Genomic DNA, 14,776 nt, shown 5'->3' with positions numbered 1-14,776 from the left:
TGATGACAGTATTGGGACACACTTGCGTTTTAATAGATACATAGTGGAATGTAAATGAAGGAGTGTGTACTTATATTTTCAAAGCCTACATAGTTTTAATAGATACATAGTGGAATGTAAATACAATTCCGATGACAGTAGATAGCTTTGCAACTTAGTTTTAATAGATACATAGTGGAATGTAAATCTTGATAAAGTGAAACTCTGCTGTGAAAATGCAGAAGGTTTTAATAGATACATAGTGGAATGTAAATTAAAGAGAACTCTGTCATTGTATATCGGTAATGTACGTTTTAATAGATACATAGTGGAATGTAAATATATGTACCGACAAGGCATTACATAGGGCTATGAAGTTTTAATAGATACATAGTGGAATGTAAATACATTAATCCCTAATATTTCAAATCGTTGGGGAAATAGTTTTAATAGATACATAGTGGAATGTAAATATAACGATGGTGAGATTTGCTGTGTCACAATCGGTTTTAATAGATACATAGTGGAATGTAAATAGATGAATTACTACTTGTAATAGAAATTCTATTACCGTTTTAATAGATACATAGTGGAATGTAAATAAAGAAAAGGCGACAAAACTTGAAATTATGCAATCGTTTTAATAGATACATAGTGGAATGTAAATCACGTATATATATTTTTGTGTATCTCTGTCGGTAGTTTTAATAGATACATAGTGGAATGTAAATATAAACAAATCGCATCTAAAATTCCTCCTGAGAAGGTTTTAATAGATACATAGTGGAATGTAAATTTTTATGATTATTCAATGTTCAATCTATTAAATGATGTTTTAATAGATACATAGTGGAATGTAAATGAAAAACCTAGACAGAATGTAATTCAGATTGAATTTGTTTTAATAGATACATAGTGGAATGTAAATTTGTTAAATCAGATATTCAAACACTAATTGATAAAAGTTTTAATAGATACATAGTGGAATGTAAATCTTTTTGGAAAAGAAATTGCAAACTGCATAGATGGGTTTTAATAGATACATAGTGGAATGTAAATTTAGTCAGACAAGCGGTTGGTATGCCAGACAACCTTAGTTTTAATAGATACATAGTGGAATGTAAATAAAGAGCAGAACAATTATTTGTTTGTGACAAGTTATGTTTTAATAGATACATAGTGGAATGTAAATTTGGCACTATAACACTGTATAGTTGTTGGGTTATTATGTTTTAATAGATACATAGTGGAATGTAAATGAGGGTATATCTGTGGACGATTATATTGCACAAAGTGTTTTAATAGATACATAGTGGAATGTAAATAACATTATGTGGCAAGTTCTAACAATTTTTCTTTGTTTTAATAGATACATAGTGGAATGTAAATTCGTCTGGGGAAGATATAGGAACACAGGTAGAGATGGTTTTAATAGATACATAGTGGAATGTAAATACAGAATAGAAGCTGGTGATTTTGGAAATGGCAGGGAGTTTTAATAGATACATAGTGGAATGTAAATGTAGGAGGTATAGTGTGAAAAATAAGATTTTCATAGTTTTAATAGATACATAGTGGAATGTAAATTCAATAATACTATTGGTGGGAGCACCAGTAGCGTGTTTTAATAGATACATAGTGGAATGTAAATATAAATGTATAATGCAAGTATCTTATACGAGGGGGTAGTTTTAATAGATACATAGTGGAATGTAAATAAAGATAATCAGACAGTAAATTCTATGGCTAATGCGTTTTAATAGATACATAGTGGAATGTAAATGTAACAATAGTAGTTTTAATTTTACTTTCAGAAATTTGTTTTAATAGATACATAGTGGAATGTAAATGACATTTGGAATTTTAGACACTTCCTCATATTGCTCGTTTTAATAGATACATAGTGGAATGTAAATACAAAAAGCAACGGTGGAAGAATAAAATACACTTAGTTTTAATAGATACATAGTGGAATGTAAATTTATCATCATTGAATTATATAATGAATTAACAAATCCGTTTTAATAGATACATAGTGGAATGTAAATTTTGTTAAAGTCACCCTTAAATACAGTAAATGTTGCGTTTTAATAGATACATAGTGGAATGTAAATATAAGCAAGAAAAAGATATTAAGGCTGGTGAGTGGGTTTTAATAGATACATAGTGGAATGTAAATTTATTATGTCTATGTTGTTGTGCTGCGGGTGTTCTGGTTTTAATAGATACATAGTGGAATGTAAATACGGATGATAGCAGTTCGTCTGGTTCATCAGGTAGTTTTAATAGATACATAGTGGAATGTAAATTTAAGCTAGAGGCGTCTATATGTATATGTCATAATGTTTTAATAGATACATAGTGGAATGTAAATCCAGAAGGTTTTTATTGGATATTTGACGGAGACAGGTTTTAATAGATACATAGTGGAATGTAAATCAAAGTCTGTTCGTACATCTGTTACACCTCCTTTTCGTTTTAATAGATACATAGTGGAATGTAAATGAAGAAACAAGATAACAATCTGAAATATTATCTTGTTTTAATAGATACATAGTGGAATGTAAATACATATGGCTCTGAATATGCCGCCGGTGCTGACCTCGTTTTAATAGATACATAGTGGAATGTAAATCTTTTCAAGTGTTGGTCTGCCCAGCTCTACAGACCAGTTTTAATAGATACATAGTGGAATGTAAATAATAGTGATGATTATATAAGCTATAATTCAGATAGGTTTTAATAGATACATAGTGGAATGTAAATGTCAGTGATTGTGATTGTGTAATGCGCACCGCAGGTTTTAATAGATACATAGTGGAATATAAATTTTTCTGATAATGAATTAAAGATATATACCCATGAATTAATCTCTTTTGATTGTAAAAAGAGTATAAAATCCCTATGTCAAGTTTTTGGGTAGTTATCTAGCTGTCGAGGTTAATTAATAGTTCCTATGAATCATTGAGATTGCATCAAAATAAAAAAATAAAACGCATAAAGAATATATAAAGAAATCACAACTAATCTTGCAATAAACAGTATATACTGATAGAATACAAGATGTTGCACGTTTTGCAGCTTATACAATAAGATATAGTTCCAGATGATTATATAATTAAAAAGGGAAAAAGTATATGCGTATAAATAGATTAAAGAAAGTGATAAAAGTATTCTTAATAATACTTGCTATACTACTTATTATTGTGATTGCCATAGTTGGTTGTGCGCTTATTACATATCATAAACAGCCAGTATTGACGGAAGAGGACAAAGAAGAGCTGTCTGTTGATAATATATGGAAGACAAGAACAGAGCCGGAAATGGCGGAAGTTATAGAAGATAATGGAGATGCACTGCTTGAGCGTATTAAGCTGATAAGCAACGCTAGGGATGAGATTATATTATCAACCTTTGATTTCAGGGCAGATGATAGTGGAAAGCTTATTCTTGGTGCGCTTCTAGATGCTTCAGAACGTGGAGTATCGGTAAATGTAATAGTTGATGGAGTATCTGGATTTCTCCGTATGAATGGTAATCCTTATTTTGAAGCGTTGGCAGCTGGAGAAGGAACAAGCATTAAGATATATAATAAGGTCAATCCGTTTGCACCATGGAAATCTATGGGAAGACTTCATGATAAGTATCTTATAGCTGATAGAAGCAGTTATATAATAGGTGGAAGAAACACATTTTCATATTTTTTAGGAAGCAGCTCGCCATATAAGAATTATGACAGAGATGCGTTGGTGTATTGCGAGAATCCAGATGAGAATAGTTCTGTTAACGATATTCTCTCGTATTTTGGGAAAGTATGGAATTATAAAGAAAGTAAGGCTTTTATCAATGGGGTAAATGCGCTTACGGATACAGACACATATTTTACAATATCAGAGAAAAATGAATATAATTATTGTGTAGAGAATACATATTCACATAATAATTCGGTGGACAGTTCCAGAATCACAGATAAGAAAAACAAGCTGGCAGCTAAGAAGAAAGTGGCAGCAGCCAGGGAAGAACTTCATTCATTATATGCAGACTATTGTGAAGACAATACAGATAATGGTATTTATAAAGGTCTTGGGAAAAGTGTTTATAAGGATATGTTTAAAGATGCTTATGAAGTGAATAATGTAGCACTTTTGAGTAATCCCATAGAATATTCATCAAAGAAACCATATGTATGGTATCAGCTTGTTGAACTTATGAAGAAGGCTGAAAGCAGAGTTAAGCTGCATACACCTTATATTATATGCAACGATTATATGTATGAAGGGCTAAAGTCGGTTTGTGACACAGTGGGTGATGTATCACTTATGACGAATTCAGTTGCTAACAATGGCAATCCATTTTGTTCTGCAGATTATTATGTTAATAAGAACAGGATACTTGGTACAGGGATTGATGTATGGGAATATGAAGGCGGTTATTCATACCATGGTAAGTCAGTACTGATTGATGATAACATATCAGTTATAGGCTCATTTAACATAGATATGAGAAGTGCTTATCTGGATACAGAGCTTATGCTTGTGATAGATAGCAAGGATATTAACAGAGAGTTGAATCAGTCAATGGAGGGCTATGAAAGGGTAGCAAGAAAGGCTGATAAAGATGGAAGCTATGATAATCCATATAACGTAAAGCCGGTAGAGTTATCATCATATAGAGAACGTCAGATGAAGCTCATAAAGAATTTTGCTTTGTGGGCAAGATATCTATTTTAGCATATATTAAAGCATTTACACCTTTAAAACAATTTAGCAGAAATCCAGTTAGCTTTAGCTGAGTGGATGAATGCGTCAGTCATAGACAGATTGTTCTAAAACAATCGTCCGTTACCGATAAATCAAATAAAGGAGATTTGTCATGGGCGAATGGAAATCAAAAAATCATAGTAAATACTTATTACAGAACTATGAAAAGCTATACCACTTATCATATCTGGAAGAAATATAATACTTATCTTTCTAAATGCTTTTGGAAAGAACATACCTTTTGGATGGATTGATATTTTGTATGTTCAGTTGGAAATGTCAGTGAAAAAATTCTAAAGGAATATATCGAAAACCAAGGGTAAATGTAAAATTATGGTCGACTATTATGTGGCAATACCTTATAATATAAGTATATTAAGAAAGGCGGTATGCTTATGGATAAATTATATTGGCATACCTACAGCAGCATTACAGGATTGGGAGCACGAAAGACGTACTCCCCCACCATATATCATTGGTATGATGGAACGGATTTTAGAACTGGAAAAAGAACTTTCAGAGAAAGGATAAGCTATGGTTCAGAAAGCATATAAATTCCGATTATATCCAAACAAAGAACAAAGAGAATATTTTGCCAGGACTTTCGGTTGTGTGCGTTTTGTATATAATCGCATGCTTGCTGAAAAGATAGCCTGTTACGAGGAAACAGGTAAATCTTTGTCTGTTACTCCTGCAAAGTATAAATCGGAATTTCCATGGCTGAAAGAAGTGGATTCATTAGCACTTGCCAATGCACAGATGAATTTACAGAGTGCATATCGCAATTTTTTTCGTGATAAATCAGTGGGTTTTCCTAAATACAAGAGCAAAAAGAACAACCACAAAGCCTATACAACAAACAATCAGAAAGGTTCAGTTGCGATTGTTGGGAAATGCATAAAGTTACCTAAGATTGGATATGTAAGGATAAAACAGCATCGTAGTTTTGTTGGAACAATCAAAAGCGTTACGATTTCTCAAGTACCCAGTGGAAAGTATTATGTGTCAATACTTGTAGAAACAGAGCATATCGAACTTCCACATACTGATAATAAGGTTGGACTGGATTTAGGAATTAAAGATTTATGTACCGCATCAAATGGAGATAAGTTTGAAAATCCTAAGACATTAAAGAAATACGAAAAACAGTTGGTAAAATTACAACGTCAGCTTGCACATAAGGAAAAAGGCAGTGCCAATTTCCATAAAATGAAACGAAAGATAGCAGGATGCCATGAAAGAATTACAAATATCAGAAAAGATAAACTGCATAGAATCTCACATAAACTAATCAACGATAACCAAGTGATAGTAAGTGAAAATCTGGCAATATCCAATATGATAAAAAATCACAACCTTGCAAAATCAATAGCAGACTGTTCATGGTATGAACTAACACGACAATTGGAATACAAGGCTGAATGGAACAATCGTCAGTATATAAAGGTCGATACATTCTATGCGAGCAGTCAGTTGTGTGGGTGCTGTGGATATAAGAATACAGATGTAAAAAATCTTGCAATAAGAATATGGTCGTGTCCTGTATGTGGGACAAAACATGATAGAGACCTCAATGCAAGTCAGAATATATTAGCAGAGGGACTCAGACTACTCTCTGCATAACAAAATACAACTAGGGATGGTTCAGCCCGAAGTTACGCTTGTGGAGTTAGTAGGTTACGAGGACGTTGAAGCAAGAAGCCAGTAAGCTTTAGCTTAGTGGTAGTTCACTAGTAGTATATGGAGGAGTTAGATATATGGCTTCAGGCAGAAGTAAAAGTACAGGCAAGAAGACCAGCAGTACCAAAAGAAAGACGACGTCTAACAGCAAATCAGGTAAAACTTCATATTCAGGAAATAGCAATACAACTAAGAAAAGCTCTAATTACAAAGGAAATGGCACGAAAAGCCCTAATGCAAGGGGTTCTGGTTCCCAAAGCTCATCTTCAAGGAATACAGGAAGCAATTCATCGCAGATGAATAACCAGCTAAGGGATGAGATAGTTTTTTTAATAGCTTTAGCGTGTGCAATTATCCTCCTGCTCAGTAATTTTAATATGGCAGGAATTGTTGGGCGTTCAATTAAATGGTTTATGTTTGGATTATTTGGAATTGCTGCTTATATAGTTCCGGTGATTATAGCTGTAAGTATTATGTTTATGCTTGCCAATAAAGATATTATCGGAGTTATGAAGATTAAAGCAGCTATGGCATATGTATTGTCGGTTATTGCGGCAGCTTTGTGGCAGAGAGTTACTAATGTGCCGGATATAAAAGAGCCGGTTGGTACATATTTTACATATTGTTCAGAGTATAAGACTGGAGGCGGCCTGTTTGGAGGAATATTATGTAAGATGTTAAATCCACTGGGTATGGCAGGTTCTTTAGTTATACTTATAATTCTTGCTATTATCTGTATAATCGTTATTACAGAGAAATCATTTATCAAAGGTATCCGTAATGGCGGAGAGAGGATAGTAAGTGAGGCAAGAAAAGATTATTCAGAATATAAGGAACATTCCAATCGTGTAAGAATGTTACAGGAAGAAGCAAGAGAAGAAGCCCCTGCTAAATCACGTATGAATAATGTTGTCAGGGGTGTTACTAATGACCTTACAATATATGACGATAACAGGAATGAAGGTTCAGATATAGATATAACAGAGATAGAGGCTGTGGATAATGAAGATGATATGTATAGTGATGATATATACGATCCGCTGATTACACCTATGCCTCGTATAAGCAGAGAACCAGTATGGGAGCTGCATGTGGATAGTGCGTCAGAGGAAAATATAAGCACACATCAGGACAATGCTGAGGACAATATCATCAAGAATGCTGCTGACGGCTCAGATGATATGTATAAATCAGAAGATAATGGTTTAGGTGAAATTATACAAAGCACAGCGAATACAGATATAGAAGATAAAGCAAATTCAGGTACAGAAAATATAGTCAATTCATATGCAGAAAATACAGCTGATTCATCGGCTGAAAGTTCTAAGCAGTATAAGTTCCCGCCAGTCAGCCTGCTTAACCGCAATACTAATTCGAAAGCTTCTAATCTTGAGCGTGAGAACAAAGATACAGCAATCACATTAAAGCAGACATTGCAGAACTTTGGTGTTAAGGTTGATATTACAGATATAAGCTGTGGCCCATCAGTAACAAGATACGAATTAAAGCCTGAGCTTGGTGTTAAGGTAAGCAGGATAGTATCTTTAGCAGATGATATTAAGTTAAGCCTTGCGGCAGCAGATATAAGAATAGAAGCACCTATTCCAGGTAAATCAGCCATAGGAATAGAAGTCCCTAATAAAGAGGCAGGCAGTGTATTCTTAAGAGAGCTAATAGAAACTGATACATTTAAGAATACTTCGTCAAAGATTGCATTTGCGGCAGGTAAGGATATAGCAGGAAAGACCATTGTTGCAGATATAGCAAGAATGCCTCACCTTCTTATTGCAGGAGCTACTGGTTCAGGTAAATCAGTATGTATTAACACAATTATAATGAGTATTTTATATAAGGCACGCCCTGATGAAGTAAAGCTTATTATGGTTGACCCTAAGGTTGTTGAGTTAAGCATATATAATGGAATACCACATTTGCTGCTTCCAGTTGTGACAGAGCCTAAGAAGGCGGCAGGTGCTCTTAACTGGGCAGTCAATGAGATGGATACAAGATATAAGAAGTTTGCAGGTGTTGGTGCACGTAGTCTTAAGGGCTATAATGACATAGCTGCAAAGATGGAATTCAAAGAAGGAGAAGTTCCTGTTGAAAAGCTGCCGGAGATAGTTATAATTATTGATGAGCTTGCGGATCTTATGATGGTAGCACCGGGAGAGGTCGAAGGTGCAATATGCAGGCTTGCACAGCTTGCAAGAGCGGCAGGTATCCATATGGTTATAGCAACCCAGCGGCCATCTGTTAATGTAATAACCGGACTTATTAAGGCAAATGTACCATCAAGAATAGCATTTTCCGTGTCATCGGGTGTTGATTCAAGAACTATACTTGATATGAATGGTGCAGAAAAGCTGTTAGGTAAAGGCGATATGTTATACTTCCCATCTAATATACCTAAGCCAATCAGAGTTCAGGGAGCATTTGTGTCAGATGAAGAAGTGTCAAAGGTTGTTCAGTTCCTTAAAGATAATATGTCAGGCGAGGTTAATTACGATGAGAGCATAACGGAGACTGCCATAGCTTCAAAAGCCGGTGGACAGGCAGCAGAACAGCAGGATGACAGAGATTCATTATTTGCAGATGCAGGACGTTTTGTTATTGAGAAAGAGAGAGGTTCAATTGGAATGTTACAAAGACAGTTTAAGATTGGCTTCAACAGGGCAGGACGAATAATGGACCAGTTAGCAGATGCCGGTGTTGTAGGACCAGAGATTGGCACTAAGCCAAGGAAGGTGCTTATGACAGCAGAGGAATTTGAAGAATTTATTAAAAATATATAATGAATATATGTACAAAATAGATTATATATGATATATGTAGTAGCATAAGTATCATAGTCAGGGCATTAGTCCTGTCATTATAATTACGCTGCGGGAAAGGATGAAATTATGGAAATTAAGAGCGATATTCAGATAGCACAGGAAGCACATTTAGAGAATATTAAAGATGTTGCGGCAAAGGTTGGAGTAACAGAAGACGAACTTGAAATGTATGGAAAGTATAAGGCTAAGTTATCAGATGAGCTTATCCACAGAGTAGAGAATAACGAAGATGGAAAGCTTGTTCTTATTACAGCTATCAATCCAACTCCGGCAGGTGAGGGAAAGACTACAATAAGTCTTGGACTTACAGAAGCACTTAACCAGAAAGGAATAAGTGCAATTGCTGCATTAAGAGAACCATCATTAGGACCTTGCTTTGGTATAAAGGGAGGAGCTGCCGGCGGCGGATACGCACAGGCTGTTCCTATGGAAGATCTTAATTTGCATTTTACTGGTGATTTCCACGCGATAACATCAGCTAACAACCTTCTTGCAGCAATGCTTGATAATCATATACATCAGGGTAATGCTCTTGGAATAGATACTAAGAGGATTGTATGGAAGAGATGTATGGATATGAATGATAGAACTCTTAGGAATATCGTAATCGGACTTGGTGACAAGCCTAATGGTGTTACAAGAGAAGATCATTTTATAATTACAGTAGCCTCAGAGATTATGGCTATACTCTGTCTTGCTGAGGATATGAAAGATTTAAAGGAAAGAATTGACAAGATAATTGTTGCATATAATTATGCAGGAGATCCTGTTACAGCCAAGGATTTAAAGGCAACAGGAGCTATGGCAGCTTTATTAAAAGATGCAATAAAGCCTAATATGATTCAGACACTAGAGAATACACCTGTGCTTGTACACGGTGGACCATTTGCCAATATTGCACACGGATGTAATTCTGTAAGAGCAACAAAGCTTGCTTTAAAGCTGGCAGATATTGCTGTTACTGAGGCTGGTTTCGGTGCAGATCTTGGAGCTGAGAAGTTCTTTGATATTAAGTGCAGAAAGGCTGGACTTAAGCCTGATGCAGTTGTTATTGTAGCTACTGTTAAGGCATTAAAATATAATGGTGGAGTTCCTAAGCAGGAATTATCAAAGCCAGATATGGAAGCTTTAAAGAATGGTATAGTAAACCTTGATAAACATATTGAGAATATTCACAAGTATGGTGTACCTGTAGTTGTTACACTCAACTCATTTGTGACAGATACAGAGGAAGAATATGAATTCATAAAGAAGCACTGTGAAGAATTAGGCTGTGAATTTGCATTATCTAATGTATGGGCAGACGGCGGAGCAGGCGGAATAGAACTTGCAGATAAGGTGCTTGCTTCATTTGATAAGAAGAGCAATTTTAAGCCTTTATATGAAGATGAACTTCCATTAGAGGATAAGATTATGACAATAGCTAAAGAAATATATGGAGCAGATGGTGTTACATATGATTCTAAGGCTAAGAAGGAACTTGACCATATTACACAGATGGGCTTTGGAAATCTTCCTGTATGTATGGCTAAGACACAGTATTCTTTGTCTGATGATGCATCTAAGTTAGGAAGACCAGAAGGTTTTACAATTAATATTAGAGAAGTGTATGTTGATGCTGGTGCAGGCTTTGTTGTAGCACTTACAGGAAAAGTTCTTACTATGCCAGGACTTCCTAAAGTGCCAGCGGCAGAAGGCATTGATTATGATGAAGAGAATGAGAAGATAACAGGATTATTCTAGGTGTCTTGAAAAGAAAGGAGCAGTTATGCAGTTAAAAGATATTTTGGATATATGCAGAGCTAATGAAGTAGAACATTTTGAATATACAGTTGTTAATGGTGATATTAATACAACTGTTACAGGTATTGCTTCTGACTCAAGAAAAGTAACAGACGGAGGTATCTTTGTCTGCATAGTTGGTTCGGTAAGCGATGGACATAAATATATAGAGCAGGTTAAGGATAAGGCGGCTGTAATAGTTGTACAGAAGGGATCACAGTATAATACAGAGAAGATACCGGCAGCAGTTATAGAATGTGATAATACAAGACTTGCCCTTGCACTTATGTCAGCAGCATTTTACGGCAATCCTGATAAGAAGTTGTTTACAATTGGAATTACAGGAACTAAGGGTAAGACAACTACAACTTATATGATAAAGAATGTTCTTTGTGCGTGTGGAATAAAGACAGGTCTTATCGGAACTATCGAGACAGTTATAGGAGATGAGGCTGTTCCGTCCTGCAATACAACACCTGAGTCAATACAGATTCATAAAACCTTCAGGAAAATGGTTGATGAGGGATGTAAGGCAGTAGTTATGGAGGTATCCTCACAGGGCTTAAAGCTTGACAGAACTGCAGGTATTGTATTTGACATCGGAGTATTTACTAATCTTGAGCCTGATCATATCGGTCCTAATGAGCACGCTTCATTTGAGGAGTACCTTGAATGTAAGGCTAAGCTTTTTAAGCAGTGCAAGACAGGAATAGTCAATGCAGATGATAAGCATACAGCTGATATATTAAGAGACTCTGTATGCAGTGTTGAGAAGTATGGCATATCAGAAGATTCAGACATAAAGGCAAGTGATATCAAGTTGTTCCATGAGAGAGGAAAGATAGGTCTTACTTATAAGTGTAGTGGTCTTGTCAATATGGATGTGGAACTTTCACTTCCGGGAATGTTCTCAGTATATAATTCATTGTGTGCAATAGCTGTTACAAGACATTTTAATGTGGATAATGCTATTGTTGAAAATGTATTGAAAGATGTAAAGGTTAAAGGAAGAATAGAGCTTGTTCCAGTATCTGATAAGTTTACTCTTATGATTGATTATGCTCATAATGCGATGTCCTTAGAGAGTATTTTAAAGACACTTAAAGAGTACAATCCACATAGACTTGTATGCCTGTTTGGCTGTGGTGGCAACCGCTCTAAAGAGAGAAGATTTGAGATGGGTGAAGTGTCTGGAAGATTAGCAGACCTTACGATTATAACATCTGATAATCCAAGATTTGAAGAGCCTCTTGCTATTATGGAAGATATTAAGACTGGAATTAACAGGACTACAGGTAAGCATATTGATATTGCAGACAGAAAAGAAGCTATTAAATATGCTATTGAGAATGGTGAACCTGGAGATATTATCGTGCTTGCAGGTAAGGGACACGAAGATTATCAGGAGATAAAAGGCGTTAAATATCCTATGGACGAACGTGTTCTTATATCAGAAGTTCTTAAAGAATTAAAGGAGAAAAATGTACGCTGATATAATAATAGATATTTCACACGAACAGCTTGATAAGACATTCCAATATGCTGTGCCTGATGATATGGATGGTAGTGTTGATATCGGAACATCTGTAAGAGTGCCATTTGGAAAAGGTAACAGAATTATAACAGGATATGTAATTGGTTTAACTGATAAGCCATCATATCCTGTTGATAAGATAAAGAGCATTGACAGTGTTGTTACAGGAAAAGTAAATGTCGCTAAAAGTATGATAAAGCTTGCAGCGTGGCTGAAACGGCATTATGGCTGTACTATGAATCAGGCATTAAAGACGGTTATTCCTGTTAAGGACGAGGTCGGACATAAGCAGAAAAAGTCTGTCTGCCTTTTGGTTGATACTAAAAAGGCACAAGAACTTATAAGCATATATGAGAAAAAAGCGAAAGCCAAGTACAGGCTTATGTGTGCACTTATTGATGAACCTGTTATTGATATGGAGATAGTAAAAGACAAGCTTAATATTTCGCCAGCAACAGTAAAGGCACTTGAAGCAGACGGAATTATAAATGTCAAGGTTGAAAGTTACTATAGAAATCCTGTGTCTGATAAGCACATTTTTAATAAAAAGGTTGTGCTTAACGAGGAACAGCAAAGAGCCGTTGATACAATAGTGGAGGATTATGATAATAAAGCGTTCAATACATATCTTATACGAGGAGTAACCGGAAGCGGAAAGACAGAAGTGTATCTTGATGTTATTGAACATACTATTAATTCCGGACGGCAGGTTATAATGCTTATACCTGAGATAGCACTTACATTTCAGACTGTTCAGAGATTTTATCACAGATTTGGGGATAAAGTGTCTATTATTAATTCAAGAATGTCAAAAGGTGAGAGATATGACCAGTTCGTAAGAGCACTTAAAGGTGAAATAAGTATTATGATAGGTCCAAGATCGGCATTGTTTACACAGTTTCCTAATCTTGGACTTATTGTTATAGATGAGGAACACGAGGGTGCGTATATATCAGAGCAAGTCCCAAGATATCACGCCAAAGACCTTGCAATACATATTGCAAAGGAGGCGGGAGCTTCTGTTATACTAGGCTCTGCAACACCGTCAATTGACAGCTATTACAGGGCAGAAGCAGGCGAGTATAAGCTTATAGAGCTTAATAACAGGGCAGGAGAGGCAAGCCTGCCACAGGTATATATAGCTGATATGAGACAGGAGTTAAAGACAGGTAACAGGACAATATTTTCAAGAAAGCTGTATGAGCTTATCAGTGACAGGCTTAATAAACACGAACAGATAATGCTGTTTCTTAATAAAAGGGGAACTGCCGGATTTGTTTCGTGCAGGTCGTGCGGCTATGTTATGAAATGTCCGCATTGTGATGTATCTATGACACTTCACAGGAATGGAAAGCTTGTATGTCATTATTGTGGATACGAGACTCCTAATGTATCATTATGCCCTGAATGTGGTTCTAAGTATATCCTTGGCTTTAAGGCAGGAACAGAGGCTGTAGAGGATGCAGTTAAGAAGATGTTTCCTGCGGCAAGGGTATTAAGAATGGATATGGATACAACCAAAGGCAAAGGCGGACACGAGAATATATTAAGTGCATTTGCGACAGAACAGGCAGATATACTTATAGGCACGCAGATGATAGTAAAGGGACACGATTTCCCAAAGGTTACTCTTGTCGGAGTCGTGGCGGCAGATATATCCTTGTATGCAAGTGATTATAAGGCTGTTGAGCGTACATTCCAGCTTATAACACAGGCGGCAGGAAGAGCTGGACGAGGAGAAAGAAAGGGTGAAGTTGTAATACAGACATATTCACCTGATAATTATGGCTTGTTATGTGCGGCGGAGCAGAATTATAAGAGTTTTTATGAGCAGGAAATGTCTTACAGGAAGCTGCTTTCATATCCACCTGTTAATAATATGGTAAAGATTAACATAAGCAGTATTAATGAGAAGCTGTTATCAGAGCGTGCAGGAAATATTAAAGCTTTGATACAGCAGTATATTCAGGATAACAATACTGTTAAAGATGACAAGATTATAGTACTTGGTCCATCAAATGCTTCTATATACAAGATTAAAGATATATACACGAAGCAGATATATTTAAGAAGTTCAAGCTTTAAAGCACTTGAACTAATTATGGATATGCTGGATAATAATATTAATGGCAGTTCAGATTACAAGAATATTAACATTGCATATGATGTTAATTAAACATACGCATATGTTATTTGATTATGGAGGA

The 14,776-nt window shown here is 35.6% G+C and carries 7 protein-coding genes and 1 CRISPR repeat array (1 of these 8 cut by a window edge); all 7 genes read left to right on the top strand.

All coding sequences use genetic code 11. From position 1 onward, the window contains the following. Nucleotides 1-2,809: direct repeats of the CRISPR family, unit length 30 nt; unit sequence GTTTTAATAGATACATAGTGGAATGTAAAT (it extends 1,616 nt beyond the left edge of the window). Nucleotides 2,810-3,116: 307 nt separating this feature from the next. The 7 genes from C7390_RS02750 (at nucleotide 3,117) to priA (ending at nucleotide 14,745) form a co-directional block, all read left to right on the top strand. Continuing rightward, nucleotides 3,117-4,709 carry a phospholipase D family protein gene (locus tag C7390_RS02750; RefSeq protein ID WP_116443552.1) on the top strand — a complete coding sequence of 531 codons (1,593 nt, stop codon included), beginning with the start codon at nucleotides 3,117-3,119 and terminating at the stop codon, nucleotides 4,707-4,709. Nucleotides 4,710-5,072: 363 nt separating this feature from the next. After that, complete coding sequence (locus C7390_RS02740) at nucleotides 5,073-5,270, top strand: hypothetical protein (RefSeq protein ID WP_090139889.1); 198 nt, start codon at nucleotides 5,073-5,075, stop codon at nucleotides 5,268-5,270. A 3-nt stretch (nucleotides 5,271-5,273) separates the two neighbouring features. Beyond that, on the top strand, nucleotides 5,274-6,362 hold the full coding sequence (gene tnpB / locus C7390_RS02735; RefSeq protein WP_090139886.1) for an IS200/IS605 family element RNA-guided endonuclease TnpB: 1,089 nt from the start codon (nucleotides 5,274-5,276) through the stop codon (nucleotides 6,360-6,362). Between the two features lie 134 nt (nucleotides 6,363-6,496). Beyond that, nucleotides 6,497-9,211 carry an FtsK/SpoIIIE family DNA translocase gene (locus C7390_RS02730; RefSeq protein WP_116443551.1) on the top strand — a complete coding sequence of 905 codons (2,715 nt, stop codon included), beginning with the start codon at nucleotides 6,497-6,499 and terminating at the stop codon, nucleotides 9,209-9,211. 114 nt (nucleotides 9,212-9,325) lie between these two features. After that, a complete protein-coding gene (locus tag C7390_RS02725) occupies nucleotides 9,326-10,996 on the top strand; it encodes a formate--tetrahydrofolate ligase (RefSeq protein WP_055174998.1) in 1,671 nt (556 codons plus the stop codon). 25 nt (nucleotides 10,997-11,021) lie between these two features. After that, nucleotides 11,022-12,527: a UDP-N-acetylmuramoyl-L-alanyl-D-glutamate--2,6-diaminopimelate ligase gene (locus C7390_RS02720; protein WP_116443550.1), complete on the top strand. Its 1,506-nt coding sequence runs from the start codon at nucleotides 11,022-11,024 to the stop codon at nucleotides 12,525-12,527. Continuing rightward, nucleotides 12,517-14,745 carry a replication restart helicase PriA gene (gene priA / locus C7390_RS02715; RefSeq protein ID WP_116443549.1) on the top strand — a complete coding sequence of 743 codons (2,229 nt, stop codon included), beginning with the start codon at nucleotides 12,517-12,519 and terminating at the stop codon, nucleotides 14,743-14,745. The genes C7390_RS02720 and priA overlap by 11 nt, the downstream gene beginning before the upstream one ends. The last annotated feature ends 31 nt before the right edge of the window (nucleotides 14,746-14,776 follow it).

The sequence above is a fragment of the Bacteroides galacturonicus genome (genome assembly GCF_003096855.1).
In the GTDB taxonomy this organism is placed as follows: domain Bacteria; phylum Bacillota; class Clostridia; order Lachnospirales; family Lachnospiraceae; genus Lachnospira; species Lachnospira rogosae.
This window is presented reverse-complemented; position numbering and strand designations above follow the sequence as displayed.